Origin of the sequence: Ensifer adhaerens, from assembly GCF_000697965.2 — a bacterium.
Taxonomy (GTDB): domain Bacteria; phylum Pseudomonadota; class Alphaproteobacteria; order Rhizobiales; family Rhizobiaceae; genus Ensifer; species Ensifer adhaerens.
Genome location: NZ_CP015880.1, coordinates 2,220,761 through 2,242,187 on the forward strand (window position 1 = coordinate 2,220,761; position 21,427 = coordinate 2,242,187).

Annotated in this window: 22 protein-coding genes; 9 read left to right on the plus strand and 13 right to left on the minus strand. The window is 63.5% G+C overall.

Features of this window, described 5'->3' with window-relative positions; genetic code table 11:
* Positions 1 to 26 precede the first annotated feature (26 nt).
* On the minus strand, positions 27 to 662 hold the full coding sequence (locus FA04_RS10785) for a cysteine hydrolase family protein (RefSeq protein WP_034792554.1): 636 nt from the start codon (positions 660 to 662) through the stop codon (positions 27 to 29).
* A gap of 170 nt (positions 663 to 832) precedes the next feature.
* A complete protein-coding gene (locus tag FA04_RS10790) occupies positions 833 to 1,504 on the minus strand; it encodes a phosphoribosyltransferase (protein ID WP_034792548.1) in 672 nt (223 codons plus the stop codon).
* 333 nt (positions 1,505 to 1,837) lie between these two features.
* On the opposite strand from FA04_RS10790, the gene FA04_RS10795 reads away from it, so the two are divergent.
* Both FA04_RS10795 and FA04_RS10800 read left to right on the plus strand, forming a co-directional pair.
* Positions 1,838 to 3,082, plus strand: a complete 1,245-nt coding sequence (locus FA04_RS10795; protein ID WP_034792546.1) for a GGDEF domain-containing protein — start codon at positions 1,838 to 1,840, stop codon at positions 3,080 to 3,082.
* 153 nt (positions 3,083 to 3,235) lie between these two features.
* Positions 3,236 to 3,730: a CreA family protein gene (locus tag FA04_RS10800; RefSeq protein WP_034792543.1), complete on the plus strand. Its 495-nt coding sequence runs from the start codon at positions 3,236 to 3,238 to the stop codon at positions 3,728 to 3,730.
* 244 nt (positions 3,731 to 3,974) lie between these two features.
* Here the strand turns inward: FA04_RS10800 and FA04_RS10805 are convergent, their stop codons facing one another.
* The 3 genes from FA04_RS10805 to FA04_RS10815 form a co-directional block, all read right to left on the minus strand.
* A complete protein-coding gene (locus tag FA04_RS10805; RefSeq protein WP_034792540.1) occupies positions 3,975 to 4,283 on the minus strand; it encodes a hypothetical protein in 309 nt (102 codons plus the stop codon).
* Positions 4,284 to 4,543: 260 nt separating this feature from the next.
* Positions 4,544 to 5,008: a chemotaxis protein CheW gene (locus FA04_RS10810; protein WP_034792537.1), complete on the minus strand. Its 465-nt coding sequence runs from the start codon at positions 5,006 to 5,008 to the stop codon at positions 4,544 to 4,546.
* A 2-nt stretch (positions 5,009 to 5,010) separates the two neighbouring features.
* Positions 5,011 to 7,116: a methyl-accepting chemotaxis protein gene (locus tag FA04_RS10815; protein WP_090425629.1), complete on the minus strand. Its 2,106-nt coding sequence runs from the start codon at positions 7,114 to 7,116 to the stop codon at positions 5,011 to 5,013.
* A 364-nt stretch (positions 7,117 to 7,480) separates the two neighbouring features.
* Between FA04_RS10815 and FA04_RS35605 the strand changes: the two genes are divergently transcribed.
* The 3 genes from FA04_RS35605 to FA04_RS10825 all read left to right on the plus strand — a co-directional run bounded on the left by FA04_RS35605 (position 7,481) and on the right by FA04_RS10825 (position 9,614).
* Entirely contained in the window at positions 7,481 to 7,639 is a 159-nt protein-coding gene (locus tag FA04_RS35605; RefSeq protein ID WP_034792531.1) for a hypothetical protein, read from the plus strand.
* Between the two features lie 338 nt (positions 7,640 to 7,977).
* On the plus strand, positions 7,978 to 8,577 hold the full coding sequence (locus tag FA04_RS10820; RefSeq protein WP_034792528.1) for an SCO family protein: 600 nt from the start codon (positions 7,978 to 7,980) through the stop codon (positions 8,575 to 8,577).
* A gap of 161 nt (positions 8,578 to 8,738) precedes the next feature.
* Positions 8,739 to 9,614 carry a 50S ribosomal protein L11 methyltransferase gene (locus tag FA04_RS10825; RefSeq protein ID WP_034792526.1) on the plus strand — a complete coding sequence of 292 codons (876 nt, stop codon included), beginning with the start codon at positions 8,739 to 8,741 and terminating at the stop codon, positions 9,612 to 9,614.
* A gap of 10 nt (positions 9,615 to 9,624) precedes the next feature.
* On the opposite strand, the gene FA04_RS10830 is transcribed toward FA04_RS10825, so the two are convergent.
* Positions 9,625 to 10,071: a hypothetical protein gene (locus tag FA04_RS10830; RefSeq protein WP_063979484.1), complete on the minus strand. Its 447-nt coding sequence runs from the start codon at positions 10,069 to 10,071 to the stop codon at positions 9,625 to 9,627.
* Between the two features lie 560 nt (positions 10,072 to 10,631).
* Between FA04_RS10830 and FA04_RS10835 the strand changes: the two genes are divergently transcribed.
* On the plus strand, positions 10,632 to 12,467 hold the full coding sequence (locus tag FA04_RS10835; RefSeq protein ID WP_034792524.1) for an aminopeptidase P family protein: 1,836 nt from the start codon (positions 10,632 to 10,634) through the stop codon (positions 12,465 to 12,467).
* Positions 12,468 to 12,588: 121 nt separating this feature from the next.
* On the opposite strand, the gene FA04_RS10840 is transcribed toward FA04_RS10835, so the two are convergent.
* From FA04_RS10840 to panC, 5 genes are all read right to left on the minus strand, one after another.
* Positions 12,589 to 12,828 carry a hypothetical protein gene (locus tag FA04_RS10840; RefSeq protein WP_034792522.1) on the minus strand — a complete coding sequence of 80 codons (240 nt, stop codon included), beginning with the start codon at positions 12,826 to 12,828 and terminating at the stop codon, positions 12,589 to 12,591.
* A 182-nt stretch (positions 12,829 to 13,010) separates the two neighbouring features.
* Positions 13,011 to 13,325, minus strand: coding sequence for an AzlD family protein (locus FA04_RS10845; protein ID WP_034792520.1), 315 nt, complete (start codon positions 13,323 to 13,325; stop codon positions 13,011 to 13,013).
* A 2-nt stretch (positions 13,326 to 13,327) separates the two neighbouring features.
* The gene (locus FA04_RS10850) at positions 13,328 to 14,044 is read right to left on the minus strand and encodes an AzlC family ABC transporter permease (RefSeq protein WP_034792518.1); all 717 of its coding nucleotides are present in this window, start codon (positions 14,042 to 14,044) and stop codon (positions 13,328 to 13,330) included.
* Positions 14,045 to 14,254: 210 nt separating this feature from the next.
* On the minus strand, positions 14,255 to 15,076 hold the full coding sequence (gene panB / locus FA04_RS10855; protein ID WP_034792516.1) for a 3-methyl-2-oxobutanoate hydroxymethyltransferase: 822 nt from the start codon (positions 15,074 to 15,076) through the stop codon (positions 14,255 to 14,257).
* A 1-nt stretch (position 15,077) separates the two neighbouring features.
* Positions 15,078 to 15,953 (minus strand): pantoate--beta-alanine ligase, encoded by an 876-nt coding sequence (panC, locus tag FA04_RS10860; RefSeq protein WP_034792514.1) that lies wholly within the window; start codon positions 15,951 to 15,953, stop codon positions 15,078 to 15,080.
* A gap of 249 nt (positions 15,954 to 16,202) precedes the next feature.
* Between panC and FA04_RS10865 the strand changes: the two genes are divergently transcribed.
* The 3 genes from FA04_RS10865 (at position 16,203) to FA04_RS10875 (ending at position 18,090) form a co-directional block, all read left to right on the plus strand.
* Positions 16,203 to 16,502, plus strand: coding sequence for a hypothetical protein (locus tag FA04_RS10865; protein WP_034792512.1), 300 nt, complete (start codon positions 16,203 to 16,205; stop codon positions 16,500 to 16,502).
* A 320-nt stretch (positions 16,503 to 16,822) separates the two neighbouring features.
* The gene (locus tag FA04_RS10870; RefSeq protein WP_034793603.1) at positions 16,823 to 17,233 is read left to right on the plus strand and encodes a VOC family protein; all 411 of its coding nucleotides are present in this window, start codon (positions 16,823 to 16,825) and stop codon (positions 17,231 to 17,233) included.
* Between the two features lie 203 nt (positions 17,234 to 17,436).
* Positions 17,437 to 18,090, plus strand: coding sequence for a CatB-related O-acetyltransferase (locus FA04_RS10875; RefSeq protein WP_034792510.1), 654 nt, complete (start codon positions 17,437 to 17,439; stop codon positions 18,088 to 18,090).
* A gap of 34 nt (positions 18,091 to 18,124) precedes the next feature.
* Here FA04_RS10875 and ligA read toward each other — a convergent pair whose 3' ends face one another.
* Together ligA and FA04_RS10885 are read right to left on the minus strand one after the other, a co-directional pair.
* Positions 18,125 to 20,278: an NAD-dependent DNA ligase LigA gene (gene ligA / locus FA04_RS10880; protein ID WP_034793601.1), complete on the minus strand. Its 2,154-nt coding sequence runs from the start codon at positions 20,276 to 20,278 to the stop codon at positions 18,125 to 18,127.
* A 75-nt stretch (positions 20,279 to 20,353) separates the two neighbouring features.
* Complete coding sequence (locus FA04_RS10885) at positions 20,354 to 21,298, minus strand: hypothetical protein (RefSeq protein ID WP_034792508.1); 945 nt, start codon at positions 21,296 to 21,298, stop codon at positions 20,354 to 20,356.
* Between the last annotated feature and the right edge of the window lie 129 nt (positions 21,299 to 21,427).

Sequence of the window (21,427 nt, forward strand, 5' to 3'; positions counted from 1 at the left end):
CGATTGGATGGAGCGGCACTGCGGCCCTAGCGTTTGGTCATCGCGGCGGTGATTGCCTGAACGTCGGTCATGATCGCATCGCCCATGAAGGCGATGTTTTCCATCGCGCGCTCACCGGCCTCGTGATGCCCTGCCCCGCAGGCGTCACGCACGACGACGGGCACCAGGCCGAGATCGGTCGCATGGCGCACGGTCGGGTCGATGCCGATTTCCGTGGCGATACCGCAGATGGCGAAGGAAGTAAGCCCGAGGTCGCGCAGGATCATGGCGAGCGGCGTGCCCTCGAAGGCGGAAAACGTGATCTTGTCGAGGATCGCCTCGTCGTCACGGGGCGCAAGTTCGGGCACCAGCTCGGAGCCCGGCGTGCCGCGCAGAAACCAGGGGTGCACCGCATCCGGATCGTCTGTCCGCTGCCAGGCCATCGCCTGGCGTAGCTGGAAGGCGCCCATCAGCGGCCTCGGCATCGACAGATGCCGGAGAAAGATCACCGGAAACCCGCCGGCCCGCGCAGCGTCCAGCACCTTCAGCACCTTGGAAAGCACCGCCGGGCCGTTCTTGACCTGATTGGTAATCCCCACCTGCATGTCGTAGACGATGAGCGCCATCCGCTCCGGCCGGCAGAAATCCTCAAGCGTCTTTCCGATTTCCAGTTTCGCGGCCATGACATCTCCTCCGGGCTCCTCCTCTGGCGCCCCTCTCCCGGCAACATCGCGCGCCGGGAATGTGGCGCGGGAGAAGGAGGCTTGCAAGACGGTTTCGGCCGCCTCGCGCAACTATTCGGATGCCTGGCGGAAATCGCGGCAACCGGAGCCCGGCTTGCCCGGAACATGGATCAATCGCGCTCGTTGCGCAGCCGCGCCTTCTCCATCAGCGCCAGCACCTCTTCGTCCGCCGTCTGTTCGAAATTGCGGTAGTACAGGCCGACGGCACGGAACGCGAAGGGCGTGGCGAGGCAGACGATGCGATCGACCTGGCTGCGCAGTTCGGTAAGTTCGCTTTTCGGCGCTACCGGAACGGCAAGCACGAGGCGCCCCACCCCCATTCGCCGCAGCGCCTTGATCGCCGCCCGCACGGTGCCGCCGGTGGCGATACCGTCGTCGACGAGGATTACATCACGGGCTCGGGACGACGCCGGCGCGCGGTCGCCGAAATAGAGCGTGCGGCGGCGCAGGATCTCGGCGCGCTGGCGCTCCGTTTCGGCCTCCAGATAGCCTTTCGGCGGACGGACCAGCCGGATCGCCCGACGGTTGAGCACCAGTTCCGGCTCCTCGCCATCGACCAGAGCGCCCAGACCGAATTCCTCATGCCCAGGCGCGCCGATCTTGCGCACGATCAGGATTTCCAGCGGCGCCGCAATATGGACGGCGATTTCATAGGCGACCGGAACGCCTCCGCGCGGCAGCGCCATGACGAGCGGATCGTCAAGCCCCTCGTCTTCGACCGCGCGCGCCAGCTGGCGCCCGGCATCCGCCCTGTCCTCGAAGAGCCACGTTGCCGTGAACATGTCGCCTCTCCCGGTTCGTCCTCCTGCGTGAGTATCGGGCCCTGAAAACAAGGGGCGCGCATGCCTGGCCCGAGGCTCGGATCGCGCTGCCCGAAGGGCCTCACCCCGGGGCTGCGGGCGGTACCGTTCATGCACGCCTCTTCGCCTGCCGGCGTGCCGCCCCACGGTTGATCGGGCGCCGCTGTGAACAACCGTGCCAATCCCGACCAATCGCTAAAATTGCAACGGATTTCGCCGGGTTTCGTTAAGGCGCCATCGCTACCAATTGGCGTCACATATCTGGCTGAGACGCAAGCCGCCTTTGTTGATTTTAGCACGACAGGCCGTTTCGAAATGAGCTTTCTCCCTGCCATATCGATCATCGCTCTTCTGGCGATGCTCCCGGTGCTGATTTCCCTGCGGGCCTCCATGGTCGAGGGGGGCACGGATTTTGCAGCCGCCTGCGCCATCGCAGCGGCGGCAACGCTGTTTCTGATGCTGTCCGAGATCCCGGCGCTGCGGCCGTTGTCGCTGATCGGCATCGTCTTTCTCATTGGCGCCTGTCTTTTCGTGCTCTCGGGCTTTCACCGGGCGCTCGGCGTCCTCCGGCCGATGTCGACGCCGCTGGTCGCTGCCGCCTCGATTTCGGCCGTGGTGGTGCTGATTGCCGCCTTCGGCCCGCACAGCGCGACATTGCACGCACTGTCGGCCGTCGGCATCGCCGCCGCCTTCGTGCTGATCATCGCCGTCTGTTCGCAGCACCGGCGCGCAGCGCCCGGGCCGATCGAGCGCCTCTGCGTCATCGGCTGCGCCGCCATCGGCTGTTCCGCCCTGATTGCGGTCACGATTTTCTCGCCGATCGCCCACGGGACCGCCGAAACCCCGCTTGCGTCGGCCAGCTGGGACTTCGCCTGCGTCGTGCTTAGATATTTCTACCTGCCTGTGCTGTTCCTCGGCGTGATCCTGATGATCCAGAACCGGGTGATCACCGACCTCAAGAGCGCCATTGCCCGCGATGAGTTGACGGGCGCCCTGTCGCGCCGCGCGCTGCTCGACCTCGGACAGCGGGCGCTGGCAGTGGGTTTTGCGCGCCAGAGACCCGTCACCTTCCTGCTGCTCGATCTCGATTATTTCAAGCAGATCAACGACCGCTACGGCCATGCGGTCGGCGACACGGCGCTCGGCCACTTCGCCGGCACGGTCGCCGCCTGTCTCAGCGGGCGCGGCACGCTCGGGCGCATCGGCGGCGAAGAGTTCGGCATCGTCCTGCCCAATCACTCGGAAGATGCCGCCTTTGCGGTGGCCGAGGAGATCGGCCGCACGGTGCGCGATACGCCGATCGGCCGCTTCGACCGCCCGATCCGGCTGACAGTGAGCATTGGCCTTGCCGAGGCCGAGCCCGGCGATACTATCAGCGACATCATGATCCGCGCCGACATGGCGCTCTACGACGCCAAAGCCGACGGCCGCGACCGCTGCACCATCGCCGGCCGCTTCCAGACCGAGGCCAGCGCACGGGCTCTTGCCGCCGCCGCCGCGCAAATGCGCGCTGCCGACCACCGAAACCTCGAGCCGCAGCTTCTTCGCGGCACCGGTTGAGCCGGCACGCCTTGTAAAGCCAATTCCCGAACCTATGTGAACCTGGCTGCCCGAGCGCATGCCTTCCCGGGGATTGCCTCGGCAAAAACATGCGTCAATTCAAAATGCTACGGCGACCTTGCGTGAGACGTCAGGCGCTGCAGGAGGACATCCATGTCGCGTTCGCTTCGTGCGCTCTTTTTTGCCGGCCTTGCCATAGCCGCCACAGCCCTGCCCGCTCGCGCCGAAACAGTCGGCGAAGTCGGGGTCGACTGGCTCGGCAACGACATCATGATCGATGCCGTGAGCGACCCGAAGATCAAGGGTGTGACCTGCCACGTGACCTATTTCGACCGCAGCGTCATCGACCGGCTGAAGAACGGCAACTGGTTCGAGGATCCGTCGAACAATTCGATCGCCTGCCGGCAGACCGGCCCGATCGAAATCGGCGACATCGATCTTTCCAAGGAAGGCGAGGAAGTGTTTCGCGCCGGCTTGTCGCTCGTCTGGAAGAACCTGCTCGTCACACGGATCTACGACCGAAGGAACGATACGCTGATCTATCTGGCGCATTCGCGCGAATTGACGGATGGCTCTGCCAAGATGTCGATCACCACCATTCCGCTCTACGGCCAGACGGTCAATTGGCAGAACGGCAAGCCGCAGTAGGAGCGGTCCCTGCCGCCGGTATCGGCGTGCAAGGCGATCGGTCAAAGGTTGAAAGCGCCCGCCGCTTTGCGGGCGCTTCCGAAACCTCTTCGGTGCGAAACAGGGAGAAGTCTGGGAGCAACCCGTTCCGCTTTTGTAAGCACCTGACGTTCCGTGCGTTCACACGAACCTACGTGAACTCCCTGGCGCATTCATGCCAAATCGAATTTCCGCTTTCAACGTTTCCACTTCACCGCGGGATGATCTAGTAGGCCGTCGGCGGAACGATGCCCTGGTAGTAGTCGCCATCACCGCCCTGGTATCCGCCATAGGGGTTGCGATCACGGTAGACCGGCGTCGGCGCCGGCGCCGACATTCTGTTGATGCTGCCCGTCGACATCGTGTCAACCGAAGCGCTCGGCCGCTTCATTGGCGTCATCATCTTGTGTGTGTTCTGCGTTCCGGGAGGATTGTTGACGTCGATGCCCTGGTAATAGCTGTCGGCCAAGGCCGGTCCGGCGATGACCATCGTAACGGAGAGCACGGCGGCGAGTTTCCTGAGAGAGATTGTCATAGGTTCAACTCCTGTTGACGGGACCAGGCACCCGGCCTCCGTTCGGGCACCCGGCAACACCGGTAAAGTAGTACAAGTAACCCGCCCAGCCACTTGACGTTTTGTCACAATGGCATCGCCCAAGCGTGAAGTTCATTGCCGAAGTTTAACTTGACCGTATCGTTCCAGTACGTGCGGAAACGGTCTGAAAACACGCCGAAACGCAAGAAAGCCCCGGCGCCGATGCACCGGGGCTTTCTCAGATAAGGAACAAGCTTGCGTCAGGCGGCCTGGGCCAACTCGTCCGCAATGACGGTATCGAGGTTGAGGAAGCAGACCATGGTCTTTTCCAAAGCGACGATGCCGCGGCAGAAGGCGCGCTGCGCTTCCGGGATGATCTCCGGCGCCGGCTGCAGCGCCTCGCTCTTGATCGTCATCATGTCCGAGACCTGCTCGACCAGGAGGCCAACGAGCTTGCCGGCGATGTCGGTGACGATGATCGCCGAGCGCTCGGACGGCTCGGTCATCTTCATGCCGAGGCGGGCCGCCATGTCGATGACCGGGATCACCGCGCCGCGCAGGTTGATGAGGCCGAGCACGTAGGGCGGCGTATGCGGCATCGGCGTTACCGGCGCCCAGCCGCGGATTTCGCGGATCGCCATGATATCGATGCAGAATTCCTGGTCGCCGAGGTGGAACGACACGATTTCGAGATAGGCGCCGGACTGCTTGATTGCGTTGCTCATGTTCAGAATTCTTCCCAGTTTTCACCGGAGGCCGTCGTCGACGGCACCGAGCCCGGTTTGTTGCCGAATGCGCCCGCAAGCTTGCCCATCAGGGCCTTGGCGGGAGATGGAGTTGGAAACGAGGCCATTTTGGCAGCGCCGATCTTGCGCAGCGGCACCGCTTCGCTGGTGCCCTTGGCTGCCGGCCGCTGAACGGCTGAAACCGAAGGTGTTTTCGTCTGCACCGGCGCAGCGGTCCTCGCCGCGGGCGTCACAGGCGCCGGCGCCGCCGTCGGCATGGCGCGCTGCATCGTGTGCCCTTCGCGGAATTGGCCGACGAGGTCCGTCAGGCGTTCGGCGTCCTGCGCCAGCGTGTGGCTGGAGGCATTGGTCTGCTCGACCATGGCGGCGTTCTGCTGCGTCATCTGGTCGAGTTGGCCGACGGCCGTGCTGATCTCGTTGAGACCCGTCGACTGTTCGCGCGCCGCCATCACGATCGCGGTCATCAGTTCGTTGATGCGCGCGACATCAGTGCCGATCCGCCCGAGCGCCTCGCCGGTCGCCTGCACCAGCTTGACGCCGGTGCCGACCTCGCTGCCGGAGCGGCTGACGAGCGCCTTGATGTCCTTGGCGGCACCGGCGGCGCGCTGCGCCAGCTCGCGCACTTCCTGCGCCACGACCGCAAAGCCCTTGCCGGCTTCGCCCGCGCGCGCCGCCTCGACGCCGGCATTGAGCGCCAGAAGGTTGGTCTGGAAGGCAATCTCGTCGATGACGTTGATGATCTTGCCGATTTCGTTCGAGGCACCCTCGATGCGGGCCATGGCGGCGATCGCCTGGCCGACGATGCGGCCGGACTCCTCGGCATTGGTGCGGGTCTGGTCGACCATCTGGCTCGCCTCTTCGGCGCGCTGGGTCGCGGTGCGGACCGTCACGGTGATTTCGTCGAGGGCTGCCGAGGTCTGCTCCAGCGAAGCGGCCTGCCGCTCGGTGCGGCGCGCCAGGTCGTCGGCCGCCGTGCGCATCTGCCGCCCGTTGGATTCGATCGAAAGCGCATTGTCCTTAACGCTCGAAAGCACCACGCGCAGCCGCTCGACCGTCTGGTTGAAGTTCTGCCGGAGCTGGTCGAGATTGCCGTCGAACGGTCGGTCGATGGCAACGGCAAGGTCACCCTCGGCAAGCTGGGTCAGCGCGCGGCCGAGATTGTCGATCGCCGCCTGGATACGGCGCACCGCCTCCTCGCGCTCCTGCTGCTGCTGTTCGCGTTCCTTCTCGATCTCGCGGCGGCTGTGGGCAGCACTCTGTTCGAGAGACTGCTTTTCGATCGCCGACAGGCGGAAGAGGTCGACGGAGCGCGCCATGGCGCCGATTTCGTCGCCGCGGTCGAGCGCTTCCAGCTTGGTCGAAAGTTCGCCCTTCTGGATCCGCTGCATGCCATCGCGCAGGGAGAGAATGCCGCGCCTGAGCGTGCTGCCATGGAACCAGAGCAGATAAAGCAGCGTCGCCATGGCGATGAGGCCGGAGGCGAGCTGAAGCTGGAACGCCTCGTCGGAGGTGGCGCGCGCCTCGGCAACGCGCGTCTGAACCAGCGTCGCTGCCGCTTCGGAGAGGCTGGCGAGCGCCGTGGCGACCCGTTCGCCGGCACCGTCGATCGCGTCGTCGATCTTGCCGAAGTCGTCAGCCGAAGCCTTGCCTTCGATCAGTGCCTTCAGGTCCGTTCCGATCGCCCGGCGCAGTTCCGCCACATCGGCGTCAAAGGTCGAAAGCGCATCGCTGCCGCCAATGAGGCCGGCAAGCGCCTTGATATCGGTCGATTTCGTCTCAAGCAGTTTCAGGATCTCGGCGATGCTGGCGGCGCGCGCCGGCTGGATCGCGCCCTCCTCGCGGTCGATGATGCTGTCCATCGCATTGAGCACGAGATTGGTGGTCGCAAGCCGGACCTCGTCGACCGTGGTCAGCCCGTTCTGCGCGGCGAGCGCGCCCTGCAGGGCATCGTTCGCCTGCCGGCCCTCGTACCAGGCGACTCCGAGCACGGAGCCAAAACCGACGAAAGCGGCACCGGCAAGCGTTGCCAGCCGCTGGCTTACGGAAAGATTGCGCTTCAATGGGGAAGATGCGGCGGTCATAGACATTCCATGCTCACGGACCCGGCGCGGGCCGGATCCTCCGTTAGGATCGATGCGGAAAACCGGGCTCGATCAAACCGGATGACCTCATGTCATGTCGGAGCACAACGCTCCCCCGCGCTGGAAAAACACTGTCAAACAGACCTTAAACATTCGCTAAGGCGCCCCGCCGATCCCCAGGGAAAACGCCTTATTTTCGAGATCGCGCATATTTACTGCAAGCGCCGGTTTTCCCGGCATTTGAGGGCACAATCCATCAGCACGCCGGGTGCCGGTTTTGACACCGATCTCGTGACAGGCCCAGACAGACCCACGGTCCGCCGGCAGCGCGCCCGCTTCCCCTTGCCGCCCGAACTGTTATGATGATGCCATGAACACGAAGACTGAGCGCTCGATCCGCCTTCCTCTCGTCGCAACCCTTGCGGCCGCGATCGCCGTCGTGCTGCTGCTTGCCTTCCGCGGCTGGATGGAAAACGGCGCCGAGATGTTCCTGGCACTCGCCCAGTCCGGCCTTTCCTGGTGTTTTTAGCGCGGCCACGCTTCTAAGTTTTGCCCCTTACCCTAACCTTCTCCCCGCTTGCGGGAAGAAGGGACGAGAGCGAGCGAAACGTCGCCGTGCGGTTCTTCTGCGGTGGGTGTTGGCGCACTGAGGCTCATTGTCGGAGCGGGAGGTGGCCGTGCGGTCCCTTCTCCCCGTCACGACGGAAGGTCGCGGCAGCGGGATGAGTGGCAGCCACCCGACAAAATGCTCGCCCCGCTGCCACAACCTGCGGCAATTGTCCCATTTGCGCGGGGTGCGTGAAGGCGGTATCAAGGGCCAATCAACCGGACACGGCCGTCCTCGGCCCCAACAAATCGGTAGCACGCATGAAAACCATCCGCATCGTCCTTTGGGCCGCCGTCGTCGTCATGGCGGGTATCCTGGGCTGGCTGACCTATGAAATGACCCAGTCGAAACAGCAGGCCGCCTCCGGCCCCTTCGGCGTTCCCTTCACGCTGGTTGCCCAGGACGGCAAGGAAATCACCGAGAAGGCCTTCACCGGCAAGCCGACCGCGCTCTTCTTCGGCTTCACCCATTGCCCCGAGGTCTGCCCGACGACGCTGTTCGAACTGAACGGCTGGCTGGAACAGGTCGACCCCGAAGGCAACAAACTGCAGGCCTATTTCATCACCGTCGATCCCGAGCGCGACACCCCGGAAATCCTCGGCCAGTACGTCTCCAACGTCTCCAAGCGCATCACCGGCATTTCCGGTCCGGCCGACAAGGTCATGGAGATGGTCAAGGGCTTCCGCGTTTACGCCAAGAAGGTTCCGGTCGACGCCGCAAAGCCCGACGGCGACTATACCATGGACCACACCGCATCGGTGTTCCTGCTCGACGCCAACGGCAAGTTCTCTGGCACCATCGCCTATGAGGAAAACCCGGAGACGGCGGTAAAGAAGCTGGAAAACCTGACCAAGGGCTGAGCCCTTCGATCCTGACCTGAAGATGCAAGCGCCGGCCCCGTCCGGCGCTTTGCCTTTGTAGGGCAATCGTGATAGCGCACAGCACACGATTGCCGACGCTTGAGCGCACCCCTTTCAGGGCTTGGTGCGGGCGGCGGATTTGCCAGCCGAAGGACGGACCCTTGAGCGAGATCAGACTTTTCGTCACCACCACCGAGAAGCAGGCGGAAGCCGTGCTCGACCGCATGAGCGAGGTCTTCGGCGAAGAGGACTATGCCATCGGCACGACGGAAGTCGACGAGAAGCGCGACATCTGGGAAGCCTCGATCTACATGATGATGGTCGACGAGGAGAGCGTGGGCGAACGTCTCACCGAAGCGCTCTCTGAAAACTTCGCTCATCTCCCGATCGAGCGCGAAGTGCTGCCGGATATCGACTGGATCGCCAAGTCACTCGAGGGCCTGGCGCCGGTGCGCGCCGGTCGCTTCGTCGTGCACGGCTCGCATGACCGCGACAAGGTCAAGACCGGCGAAATCGCCATCGAGATCGACGCCGGCCAGGCCTTCGGCACCGGCCATCACGGCACCACCGCCGGCTGCCTCGAAGTGCTGGCGACCGTCGCGCGCACCCGCACCGTGCGCAACGTGCTCGATCTCGGCACCGGCAGCGGCGTGCTGGCGATCGCCGCCTGGAAACTGATGCACGTGCCGGTCCTTGCCACCGACATCGACCCGATCGCCACCCGCGTCGCCGAAGAAAACGCCCGGGTCAACGGCGTCGTTACCGGCATGACCTTTGCGACCGCCCCTGGCTTTCATTCGACGGCCTTCAGCACCAACGGCCCCTTCGATCTAATCATCGCCAACATCCTCGCCCGCCCCTTGATGAAGATGGCGCCGCAGCTCGTCGCCAACCTCGCCCCCGGCGGCTCGGTGATCCTCTCGGGCATCCTTGCCGAACAGCGCTGGAAAGTGCTCGCCCATTACAACGGCCAGCACCTGCGCCACGTGCGCACCATCTGGCGCAACGGCTGGGTAACGATCCATCTGGAGAAGTGAGGCCCGGCCGCTAATCTTGCGTGACCATGACATCCTCAATTAATGTCGTCGGCGTTCCACGCGCAAACAACCAATCCCGCGCCAGGCATTCGAAGGTGTCGTCGCGAAGATAGAACAGGAAATGCCTGTTCGCCGTCTCCGGCATGGGTGCCGGGCGCCAGCTCGATACCTGGTCGCGCAGCGGATCGTCGCCCACCAACTCGTAAAACTCACCCCACTTGGGAGCGAGCCTGCTGTAACGGCATTGGCCGCGAAACCAACCCTCGTCATTGGTCGCTCCGAGTCGCCAGGCTTGGCATCCGCCGAACGTGAGATAACCGATCTCATCCTCGCGCGCCGGATGCCCCCAAAGAGCCAGCCGAAAGCAAAGCTGGATTAGGCTTCCTGCCGCGCGGACTTCCACCGCCGGAACATTCGGATCAGCGTTCCAGTTTTCGTTGAGTTGTATGAAGCTCAAGCTTGGCAAGCGAACTACCTCACGACCGTATCGATTCGGCTGGAATGATACTTCTTGCCGTGACCAACCAAACCGAAAAACGAAAAGGCCGCCTCGTCCATCATGACGGGCGGCCTTTCGAAACTAAGGCGATGCCAGAGGCATCGCCTGCTGGTTGGCTTGTGGCCAACCATGCCCGCGAGCCTGAGGAGGAGGAGTGCTCGAGCGGGCGTCTACCGTTCCGAAGCTGACCACCCTTGAGGGAGGAGGAGAACAGAGTGACCAACTATTCTCGGAACCGCAGCTTTTTGAACCACCGGATGTTTGTCCGTGTTCGTTGAGGCGGCTTATAAACTATTATTCCGATAGAGAAAGAGTTTTTTGAGCATGGGTGCCATGCGCTGAGCGCATATGTATGGTAAATGAGCAATTGCCCTCCTATCAGGGTGCAACCGCAGCGTTGCGCGGACCGGGAATCAGGCCACCATGCAGGATATCGCCTCTTTCCCGGCAAGGGCGATTTCCGCTAACATAGCCCATCTTTTCCCGCGGTTTGCCGCTCAATCTACCGGAATTCCCTCATGTTTCAGTCATTTGAAGTCACCTCCACGCCGCAGTTCGGCAAGGAGCGCACCGAAGCCCTGCGCGCGTCCTTCGCAGCCCTCGGCATCGACGGCTTTCTCGTGCCGCGCGCGGACGAGTTCCAGGGCGAGTATGTGCCGGCCTCCTCCGAGCGCCTGTCCTGGCTCACCGGCTTTACCGGCTCGGCCGGCGTCGCCCTCATCACGCGGCGTGAAGCGGTCGTCTTCGTCGATGGCCGCTACGTCACGCAGTTGAAGGAGCAGGTCGACGGCGCGGTCTTTACTGGTGGCGACCTCATCGGCGAGCCGCCGCATCTCTGGTTGGAAAACCATGGAGCCAAGGGCTTCAAGCTCGGCATCGATCCCTGGGTCCACACCGGCGCCGAAGTGCGCCGGCTGGAAAAGGCGCTCGCTTCCCTCGGCGGTTCGCTCGTCTTCCTCGATCACAACCCGCTCGACAGGATCTGGACGAACCGTCCGGCTGCCCCGCTCGGGAAGGTGACGATCCAGCCGATCGAACATGCGGGCACGCTTGCCAAGGACAAGATCGCGACGATCGCAGCCGGCCTTTCCAAGACGGGCGCCGAAGCCGTCGTGCTGACCGACCCCTCCTCCGTCGCCTGGACATTCAACATCCGCGGGTCCGACGTGCCGCACACGCCGCATCCGCTGGCCCGCGCCATCATCCACGCCGACGGCCGCGCCGAACTTTTCCTCGACAAGCGCAAGACCGGCATCGAGCAGGAGGCCTACCTCACCCAGATCGCCGACATCGTCGCACCGTCGACCTTCGACGACCGTCTGCGGGCTCTCGGCACCGCCGGCGCCTCCGTCATGATCGATCCCGATCTCGCCTCCTTCGCCATTTCCGAACTGATCCGCGCCAAGGGCGGCAAGGTCGTCGAAGCGGTCGATCCCGCCCGCCTGCCCCGCGCCCAGAAGAACACGGCCGAGATGGAAGGCTCGAGCCGCGCCCATCTGCAGGATGGTGCGGCCATGGTCGAGTTCCTCGCCTGGCTCGACAGCCAACAGCCCGGCACAGTCACCGAGATCGGTGCCACCAACCAGCTGGAAGCTGCCCGCGCCACCGTCGGCGAGCGCATGCAGAACCCGCTAAAGGACATCTCCTTCGACACCATCTCCGGCGCCGGCGCGCACGCGGCGATCATGCACTACCGCGTCACCACGGCCACCGACCAGGCAATCGAAGCGGGCACCATGTTCCTGATCGATTCCGGCGCGCAGTATATCAACGGCACCACCGACATCACCCGCACGGTGGCCGTCGGCGCCGTGCCTGAAGAGCAGAAACGCTTCTTCACCCTGGTGCTGAAGGGCATGATCGCCATCAGCACGGCGCGCTTCCCCAAGGGCTCGCGTGGCGTGGATCTCGACCCCTTGGCGCGCATCGCGCTCTGGAAGGCGGGCGCCGACTATGCCCACGGCACCGGCCACGGCGTCGGCTCCTATCTCTCGGTGCATGAAGGCCCGCAGCGCATCGCCCGTCTTTCGACGCAGGAACTGCTGGCCGGCATGATCCTTTCCAACGAGCCCGGCTACTACCGCCCCGGCGCCTTCGGCATCCGCATCGAGAACCTCATCGTGGTGCAGCCGGCAACGATGGTTGATGGCGGCGACCTGCCGATGCTCGGCTTCGACACGATCACCTACTGCCCGATCGATCGCCGCCTGGTGCTGCCGGCGCTTCTGACCGACGAGGAACTCGCCTGGCTCAACGCCTATCACGCCGAGACGCGCGAAAAGTTGATGCCGCTGCTGGCCAGCGACGAGACGCGCGCCTGGCTGAAGGCCGCAACGGAAGCGCTGTCGCGCTGAGTCATGCTCTCTGCTGGGCTCCTGCTGTCGCGGGAGCCCATAAAACGAGCCGTCGCGCAGCCGATAGCGTGCTGCGCCCTCACCCGCCAGACCTTGGTCTCCGGACGTCCTGGTCTCTCGTTCAGATGCCCAGAAGCTTCTTCGCTTCGCCAAGCGTTGCCTCCGAGGCGGCGTGATCGCCAGCCTGGTGCTGTGCCTCACCCTTGGTGCGCAACTCCTTGACCTTGGCCATGTCGGCATCGGACAAGGAAGCGGTCTGCATGGCTGCATCGATCGCCTTCATCATGGTCGGGCATTGATTGGCAAAGGCCGTTGCCGGCGCTAGCGCCAGCAAAAGGGCAATAGAGATCCTGGTCAACATGGTCGCTCCTCCACTGCCGGGAGGCTTCATGCTGCGGTGACGTCGTACGCCACCTAACGAGGGGGGATATGTCCTGCCTCTCCGGCAACGGCAGAGATGATAGTCCAGGATGCGCGCGCCGCCAATCGAAACGGGCGCAACACATCCGTCCACGGCTTCGCACACCGCCGCGGACGGGCGTCCTACATCACCAGATGCCGGATCACCATGACCACCACCCAGCCGATGACGAGCATACGCAGTGTTGAGAGATTCAGCCCGAGCGCGATGGCAAAGGCGACGAACATGGCGATCGTCACGTCGAGCCCGCCATAGACGAAGGCCGGCGCCACCAGCGTCGTCAGAACGGCTGCGGGAACGGCGTTGAGCGCCGCCTCCAGCCGCGGCGGGATCTCTTTCATCTGGGTGATCAGGATATAGCCGCCGACACGCGTCAGGAAGGTCGCAACGGCCGCCGCGATGATCAGGTAGATGAGGTTCAGGTGTTGCGGATCCATGTTCACGCCTCCTTCTCGACACCCGTCGGTGCCACTGCCCGCTCGCTTGGCGGCAGACAGGCGGCAAGAATGATGCCGGCTAGTGCTCCGATGCTGACATGCCATGGCGAGCCGACGAAATGCATGCCGGCGACGGATGCAAGCCCCGAGACGATGACGATCGGCAGGAACCGGTCACGCTTGCGGAAGCCCATGACGAGACCCATGAAATAGACCGGCAGCAGGACATCAAGGCCGATCGCCTTGGGGTCACCGATCATCTGCCCGAAGATCGCGCCGACCAGCGTGTTGATGATCCACGGGATGTAGATCACGAGACCGAAGCCGAGATACCAGGCAAAGGTGATCGGCAAGCCGCGCTCGCCGCGCTTTTCGGTCTCGGCATATTGCGGATCGACCAGCAGGAAGAATGCGAGGAACTTCTGCCCGAAGGTGAAGTGCCGGACATATTTGGCGATCGAGGCCGAATAGAGCACGTGGCGGAAGTTGACCGCAAAGACGGAGAGCACCACCAGCCAGGGCTGGACGTGATTGCCGAAGAGCTCGATGCCGACCATCTGGCTAGCGCCGGCATAGACGGTCGCGCTCATGAACACCGCATCGGCAATGGTGAAGCCATTGTCGACCGCAAGCGCCCCGAACAGCGCACCGAAGGGCGATGCTGCCAGCATGATGGGAAAGCCGCCGCGGACCCCTTCCCAGAATTCATCTTTTTTCATGGAAACCTCCGCCGGCCGAGGCGATGACGCGCCATGCGGCCGGTGCCGGACTGATAGGCGCTTGCGCCCCCGGCAACAATTCAAATGCGCTGATACAATGATTGAATTTTATGATGCCTCGGCGAACGAGGCTTGAACAAAAGGCGCACCGATCAGGAAAACGATGCGCTTTATCGCTTGGAATAAGCGCCGGCGCGGGCCAGCCGCCCCTTACTTCTTGACCTGGAACGTATGCTCGATGCCGGGGAACGTGCGCGCCTTCACCTCGTTCGCATACTCCTCGGCAGCCTTCGAGATCGCCGGCGCCAACTCGGCAAAATGCTTGACGAAGCGTGGCTTGAAGTCGTTGAAGAGGCCGAGCATGTCGTCGGAGACGAGGATCTGGCCGTCGCAGGCAGGCGACGCGCCGATGCCGATCGTCGGCGAGCGCAGCTCCGCGGTAATGTCGCGGGCCACCGGCTCGACCGTGCCCTCGATGACGATGCCAAACGCTCCGGCATCGTCGATCGCCTTGGCGTCGCGGCGGATCTTTGCCACTTCCTTGTCGTTGCGGCCGACCGAGCGATAACCGCCGGTCGTGTTGACGAGCTGCGGCATCAAGCCGACATGGCCGAGCACCGGAATGCCGCGGCTGACGAGAAACTCGACCGTCTCGGCCATCTCCGCCCCGCCCTCGAGTTTCACTGCGCTGCAGCCGGTTTCCTTGAGGATACGCGCCGCACTGCGGAACGCCTGCTCCTTCGATTCCTGGTAGGAGCCGAAGGGCATGTCGATGACGACGCAGGCCTGCTGCGAGCCGCGCATGACCGCTTGGCCATGGGCGATCATCATTTCCAGCGTCACGCCGACGGTCGTGTCGAGGCCATAGAGCACCATGCCGACGGAATCGCCGACCAGCAGAAAGTCCACATGCGGATCGAGCAGCCGCGCAATCGGCGTCGTATAGGCCGTGAGGCTGACGATCGGGCGCTCGCCCTTCAGCGCTTCGATGTTGGCGGGGCTGAGCCGGCGCTTGGCGGTCTGCACGCTCATGTCAGGCAACCTTTGCAAATGATGCGGATTTCGGGGCGATCACGCGATTGTCGAGCAGCTTCGTCGTGCCGAAGCGGACGAAGAGCAGAAGCAGCACCGGCCGGTCGCCGATCGTTTCGATCGTCTCCAGCGTCTCGGGATCGCGCACCGCTACGACCTCGGGCTTCGCCAAGGGCTCGCTCGCCAGAAACTCGGTCACGGCCTTTTCGAGTTCGACGACATCGCTGACGCCGGAGGCAACGAGGTGCTGCGCCTCATCCAGCGCCTTCGGCACGATCGCCGCGGCACGCCGCTCTTCGGCCGTCAGGTAGACATTGCGCGACGAGCAGGCGAGCCCGTCGGCCTCGCGCACCGTCGGCACGCCGATCACGGTCACCGGCTGGGCGAGATCGTCCACCATGCGGCGGATGATCTGCAGCTGCTGGAAATCCTTCTCGCCGAAATAGGCGCGATCGGGCCCAACGATGTTGAAGAGCTTGGTGACGACGGTGGCAACACCGGCGAAATGACCGGGGCGCACGGAGCCCTCGAGCTCGCTGCCAAGCGTCGGCACGTCGACGACCGTCTCCATCGGCCGCGGATACATGTCGGCAACACCCGGCGCAAACAGATAGTCGACGCTGCCCGCTTCGAGCATCGCCTGGTCGCGGGCGAGATCGCGCGGATACTTGGAAAGATCCTCGTTGGCGCCGAACTGCAGCGGATTGACGAAGATGCTGGCGACGACGACGTCGTTTTCCTCGCGGGCCCGGCGCATCAGCTCCATATGGCCGACATGCAGGTAGCCCATGGTCGGCACGAAGCCGACCGTCTTGCCGGCGCGTCTATGCTCGGCAAGCGCTGCACGCAGCTCGGCGATGGTGGTGAAAGTCTTCATCTCCGGACCCTCCAATCCGCGCCGGCGCCCTGCCCTTTGGGATGCTGGCGCGCTGCCTTCGCAGATGGCCGCGCCCTGCTCCGCGAAAAGGCATTTGCATAAAATTCGGCTGCAATCCTCTATCTTGTGCAGCGCAAAAAAACAATCGGATTGATGACAGCTTGGTGACGCTCAGCCGCGCTTGACTTCCACCGGCAGCCTGTCACGGTTGGCGATCGATGCCACCTGCAACCCACGCTGGAGAGCAAGATGAAACCCTGCCTGCGCCTTCTCGGCGTTCTCGTCCCGACGCTTGCCTTCGCCACTGCGGCCGAAGCAAAAATCCCGCTGGTCAACGCCACCTGCCCCGGCAAGATCGAGGTCCATGCCGACGAAGGCGGCCCGATCTACATCAACGGCAAGGAAGCCAAGCTCAAGGTGTTCAACGAGAACTACTACGAAGCGCACGGCGCCGGCGTCACCATCTCGCTCAGCATCAATCCCGACGGCTCGCCGAGCGTGTCCTACACCGGCAAGGGCGGCGCCAACGGCGTGTGCACCGTGAAGTGACAATAACATCGAGCAGCGGCGCGCGCCCTTGGGGCCGCTCGCAGCCGCTAGCACCGTCGATCCTATTTGCAGCATCGAAGCAGGTCTCGCTCCGCTTGAAGACCTGTAGTTGCACCCCACATCAGCCCGGCTCAAAAAATCTTTGAGCCGGTGTCGGGATCGTCGACCGGCATTCGTCCTTAGGGCAACTCCAGGAAAAGTGCGACGCGGTTTTCCGTCCGGAGTTGCGCCAATCAAAGAGTTGGATCGCTTCGCGGTTTCGCCGAAACAACGAAGTGATCAGATCCGTAAAACACGAAATCCATTCCAAGGAGCATTTCATGCGCATGATTTTCGTAAATCTGCCGGTCAAGGATCTGAAGGCCTCGCGCGCGTTCTTCGCCGCCCTCGGCTTCACCTTCAACGAGCAGTTCTCCGACGACACCGCCGCCTGCACGGTGATCTCGGACAATATTTTCGTCATGCTTCTGACCGAGCCGAAGTTCCGCGACTTCATCACCGGCGAGATCAGCGACGCCCGGAAAGGAACCGAGGTCATTACCGCCCTTTCCGCGTCCAGCCGCGCTGAATGCGACGACATGCTCGCCAAGGCGCTCGCTGGCGGCGCCAAGCCCTGGAAGCCGGCGCTCGACTACGGCTTCATGTACGGCATTTCCTTCCAGGACCTCGACGGTCACGTCTGGGAATTCATGTGGATGGACCAGGAAGCCGCCCAGCAGCAGGCCTCCTGATCTCGCGCAGTGCCCCGAACTTTGCGCCTGCCGCCAAAAGCGGCGGGCGTTTTTGTGTGATGGAGTGATCGCAGTGCCCGCCAAAGCTTCCGGTCGGCGCCCGATTTGAGAAGAAAGCGACCGGTGAATCCGATAGTTGGGACGGGATACGAATGGCGAGCGACGCGCAGCTTCGCTTGCAAGCATTGAGAATGAGGAACCCCATGTCCACGAAGGTCGAAGCCAAGCATTGGTCCAAGGTCGAGCTCTTGCATGAGACAGTGCGCAACCCGAACATTCACGTGCGCGGCAGCAACAGCTACTACAGCAACGCCTGGACCGGATCCTTCGAGGAAAGTGTCGTTCGCTACCTCTATGGCGACGAATACAGCCTCAGGGCCTGGGAACCGCAATGGCCAATCGATCAACTGCTGATCGGCGACTATGTCGCGATTGGCGCCGAGGCGGTGATCCTCATGGGCGGCAACCACACCCATCGCACCGATTGGGTGAGCCTCTATCCCTTCCTCGATGTGATCGGCGAAGCCTATGTCGGCAAGGGCGACACCGTCATCGGCGACGGCGCCTGGATCGGCATGCGCGCCATGATCATGCCGGGTGTGACGCTCGGCGAAGGCGCCGTCATCGCGTCGGGTGCCATCGTGACGAAGGACGTTGCGCCCTACACCATCGTTGCGGGGAACCCTGCCCGCCCCGTGCGCCAGCGTTTCCCCGCGACCGATGTCGAGACGCTGGTTGCGCTCGGCATCTACCAGTGGGAACGGTCAAAGTTCGACGCATTGCGCCGTTTCATCTGCGCCGACGATATTGCCGCCCTGAAAGCCGCCTCCGAAGAGTACGACAGCAGGCAGGCGTAACGACGCTCTGCCGATTGCATGCAACCGGCGGGGATTACCCGCCGATCAGCGCCAGCCACTCGTCCTCGTCCATGGTCGCGACGCCGAGTTCGCGGGCCTTGTCGAGCTTGGAGCCGGCACCCGGTCCGGCAACGACGATGTCGGTCTTCTTCGACACGGAACCTGCCACCTTGGCGCCGAGGCTCTCGGCCTTGGCCTTGGCTTCATCGCGCGTCATCTTTTCGAGCGAACCGGTGAAGACGACAGTCTTGCCGGCGACCGGGCTGTTTGAGGCAACCGGTGCTTCCGCTGCCTCCGGCGTCACCTCCAACAACAGCCGGGTGACGACTTCGAGGTTGCGCGGCTCCTTGTAGAACTCGACGATGGCACGGGCGACCACCTCGCCGATGCCGTCGATGCTGTTGAGTTCATTCCAGGCGTCGCCCGTAAACGTCGACGCGTCGCGCATCGCCTCGCCGAAGTGCTCGTAGGTGCCATAGGAACGCGCCAGCAGCTTTGCCGTCGTCTCGCCCACATGGCGAATGCCGAGCGCATAGATGAAACGCTGCAGCGCGATCGAACGGCGCGTATTGATGGCGTCGTAAAGCTTGCGCACGCTGACGCGGCCGAAGCCGTCGATGTTTTCGAGCTTGGTGAGCGACGCCTCCTGGCGTTTCTCCAGCGTGAAGATATCCGGCGCCGTGCGGATCATCAGCGTCGGGTCTTCGCTTTCGAAGAAGAACTCGATCTGCTTCGAACCGAGGCCCTCGATGTCGTAGGCGTTGCGCGAGACGAAGTGCTTCAGGTGCTCGACGGCCTGCGCGCGGCAGACGAAACCGCCGGTGCAGCGGCGCACCGCATCTACTTTGCCGGTCTTCTCGTTGATGTCGCGCACCGCATGGCTGCCGCAGACCGGGCATGTGGTCGGGAAGCGATAGGGCTCGCTCCCCGCCTTGCGCTCGTCCATGACCACGTCGACGATCTGTGGAATGACGTCGCCGGCGCGCTGGACGATCACCATGTCGCCGATGCGGATGTCGCGGCCCTCGCGGATCGCCTCGCCCGAATTACCGAGACCCTTGATGTAATCCTCGTTGTGCAGCGTCGCGTTGGTGACGACGACGCCACCGACCGTGATCGGCTCAAGGCGTGCCACCGGCGTCAGCGCGCCGGTACGGCCGACCTGGATGTCGATCGCCGTCAGCCGGGTGAAGGCCTGCTCGGCAGGAAACTTGTGCGCGGTTGCCCAGCGCGGCGAGCGCGAACGGAAGCCGAGGCGGGCCTGCAGGTCGAGCCGGTCGACCTTGTAGACGACGCCGTCGATATCGTAGTCGAGATCCGGCCGTTCGCGCTCGATGTGGTGGTAATGCTCCAGCAGCGCGTCGGCCGAGGAGAGCCGCTGCATCAGCGGGTTAACCGGGAAGCCCCAGCTCTTGAACACCTCGACCATGCCCATCTGCGTGTCGGCGGGCATTTCCGAGATCTCGCCCCAGGCATAGGCAAAGAAACGCAGCTTGCGGCTCGCCGTCACCTTGGCGTCGAGCTGGCGCAGCGAGCCCGAAGCGGTGTTGCGCGGGTTGACATAGAGCGGCTTGCCGAGCGCCGCCATCTCGGCGTTGAGCGCGGCAAAGTCCGATTTCGCCATATAGATTTCGCCGCGCACCTCGACGACATCGGGCGCACCTGCCGGCAGCGTCTGCGGGATCATGCCGATGGTGCGGATATTGGCGGTGACGTTTTCGCCAGTCGTGCCGTCGCCGCGGGTCGCGGCCGTCACCAGCCGGCGGTTCTCATAGCGCAGCGACATGGAGAGCCCGTCGATCTTCGGCTCGGCGGTAAAGGCGATGGAGTTGTCCGGCAATTGGCCGAGGAAACGATAGACCGAGGCGACGAAATCGCGCGCGTCCTCGTCGGAAAACGTGTTGTCAAGCGACAGCATCGGCCGGGCGTGCACGACCGGCTGGAAGGTGACGGAGGGTGCAGCACCCACCTTCTTCGAGGGGCTGTCGTCGCGGATGAGTACCGGAAAGCGCTGCTCGATCGCGTCGTTGCGCCGCTTCAGCGCGTCATAGTCCGCATCCGAAATCTCCGGCGCGTCCTGGCCATGATAAAGCGCGTCATGGCGCGCAAGCTCGGCCGCGAGAAAGGCAAGCTCTTCGGCCGCTTCCGTTTCATTGAGATTCTCGACGGGTTTCAATTCTTGGGACATGCGCGACGACTCCGGATTCGAAGTCGTTTTGTAGAGCAACTGATGGGAAAGAAAAGACCGTCCGGCGCCGTCGGCTCACGCGCCAATGGCATTGACGGCCCCCGGCGCGAGCCCGACAAGCGGCCTGACATCCAGTTCGCACCAGCGTTCATAGCGCCTCTGATAACGGCAGCGGATGGCCTCGAGATCCTTTTTCTGGACACCACGCTTGCAGTAGATCCATTTGCCTTCCGCCTGGCCACGCATCACCCGGCTCACCGGCTGCAGACCGAACATCTTCAGGATCGCGGCCCCGCCCTTGTCCCAGCCGATGCTGTAGATGTCGATGCCGTCGGGCGGGAACGTGTGGTGTTCGAGGATCGCCGAAACCGTCGCCCAGACGAGAATGCCGTTCTGCCTGCGGCGCTCGGCGCGCATGGAATCGAGCAGGAAGCTCATATTGAGGATGGTCGCGAGATAGACGACCTTCGCCTTTCGCGCCTGCGGATGGGCAAGCAGCCCGCTCGCCAGCAGGTTGCCGAAGGCATAATGCCCCTGCAGGAACAGCTTGAAGTGGTTCTTCTCGAAGGCGTAGTAGTCGATGAAGCCGAAGATGTTGCCGTCGAGGTCCTGCAGGCAGATCAGGCTGTAGGGGTCGGAATGGAACGCCCTCATATCCTCTTCGGGATCGATCGCGCCGCTGCGAAACACATCCTGTGCCTTGCGGACCACCTCATAGGCAACCGCCGTCGGCGCCGGGACGCGGACAAGATAGGAACGGTCCCCGTGCGCACAGGGCGCCACAAGCGCCAATGGCGTGACTTCGTCCGCGTTCGGCGGCTGAGGATCGGCCTCCTCCTCCGCCAGCCCGACCTGCGAGGCGTGTCGCAGCCTTGCGACAAGAGTTGCTGCAGTCACGGCGATCGCAATGCACGCGAACACCCCGAAGCCACCCAGTTCCTGGTTCGCTTCCTTTATCGTCAGGATAAGGCCGGCATAGGCGAGCGCGATGAGCAGGATCAGTTCCGGATGCGCACGCATCTGCGCAAACCGGATCTCCAGTCTATGCTCAAGTTTCTCCCACATGCCCGAAGTGCCCCAACCGCAGAGGAAATAGAACACGGGTGCAGCGGCGCAACAATTCAACCAAAAGGCTTAGGAAGCCCAAGA

Excerpts from the sequence above, each read along its gene's own strand:
- FA04_RS10845 (WP_034792520.1), bottom strand. The coding sequence starts at position 13,325 with ATGGATCCGCAACACCTGAACCTCATCTACCTGATCATCGCGGCGGCC.
- panC (WP_034792514.1), bottom strand. The coding sequence starts at position 15,953 with ATGAAGACTTTCACCACCATCGCCGAGCTGCGTGCAGCGCTTGCCGAG.
- FA04_RS10785 (WP_034792554.1), bottom strand. The coding sequence starts at position 662 with ATGGCCGCGAAACTGGAAATCGGAAAGACGCTTGAGGATTTCTGCCGG.
- panB (WP_034792516.1), bottom strand. The coding sequence starts at position 15,076 with ATGAGCGTGCAGACCGCCAAGCGCCGGCTCAGCCCCGCCAACATCGAA.
- FA04_RS35605 (WP_034792531.1), top strand. The coding sequence starts at position 7,481 with ATGAACACGAAGACTGAGCGCTCGATCCGCCTTCCTCTCGTCGCAACC.
- FA04_RS10820 (WP_034792528.1), top strand. The coding sequence starts at position 7,978 with ATGAAAACCATCCGCATCGTCCTTTGGGCCGCCGTCGTCGTCATGGCG.
- FA04_RS10810 (WP_034792537.1), bottom strand. The coding sequence starts at position 5,008 with ATGAGCAACGCAATCAAGCAGTCCGGCGCCTATCTCGAAATCGTGTCG.
- FA04_RS10850 (WP_034792518.1), bottom strand. The coding sequence starts at position 14,044 with ATGAAAAAAGATGAATTCTGGGAAGGGGTCCGCGGCGGCTTTCCCATC.
- FA04_RS10795 (WP_034792546.1), top strand. The coding sequence starts at position 1,838 with ATGAGCTTTCTCCCTGCCATATCGATCATCGCTCTTCTGGCGATGCTC.
- FA04_RS10835 (WP_034792524.1), top strand. The coding sequence starts at position 10,632 with ATGTTTCAGTCATTTGAAGTCACCTCCACGCCGCAGTTCGGCAAGGAG.
- FA04_RS10865 (WP_034792512.1), top strand. The coding sequence starts at position 16,203 with ATGAAACCCTGCCTGCGCCTTCTCGGCGTTCTCGTCCCGACGCTTGCC.
- FA04_RS10870 (WP_034793603.1), top strand. The coding sequence starts at position 16,823 with ATGCGCATGATTTTCGTAAATCTGCCGGTCAAGGATCTGAAGGCCTCG.
- FA04_RS10875 (WP_034792510.1), top strand. The coding sequence starts at position 17,437 with ATGTCCACGAAGGTCGAAGCCAAGCATTGGTCCAAGGTCGAGCTCTTG.
- FA04_RS10805 (WP_034792540.1), bottom strand. The coding sequence starts at position 4,283 with ATGACAATCTCTCTCAGGAAACTCGCCGCCGTGCTCTCCGTTACGATG.
- FA04_RS10840 (WP_034792522.1), bottom strand. The coding sequence starts at position 12,828 with ATGTTGACCAGGATCTCTATTGCCCTTTTGCTGGCGCTAGCGCCGGCA.
- FA04_RS10800 (WP_034792543.1), top strand. The coding sequence starts at position 3,236 with ATGTCGCGTTCGCTTCGTGCGCTCTTTTTTGCCGGCCTTGCCATAGCC.
- FA04_RS10790 (WP_034792548.1), bottom strand. The coding sequence starts at position 1,504 with ATGTTCACGGCAACGTGGCTCTTCGAGGACAGGGCGGATGCCGGGCGC.
- FA04_RS10815 (WP_090425629.1), bottom strand. The coding sequence starts at position 7,116 with ATGTCTATGACCGCCGCATCTTCCCCATTGAAGCGCAATCTTTCCGTA.
- FA04_RS10885 (WP_034792508.1), bottom strand. The coding sequence starts at position 21,298 with ATGCGTGCGCATCCGGAACTGATCCTGCTCATCGCGCTCGCCTATGCC.
- ligA (WP_034793601.1), bottom strand. The coding sequence starts at position 20,278 with ATGTCCCAAGAATTGAAACCCGTCGAGAATCTCAATGAAACGGAAGCG.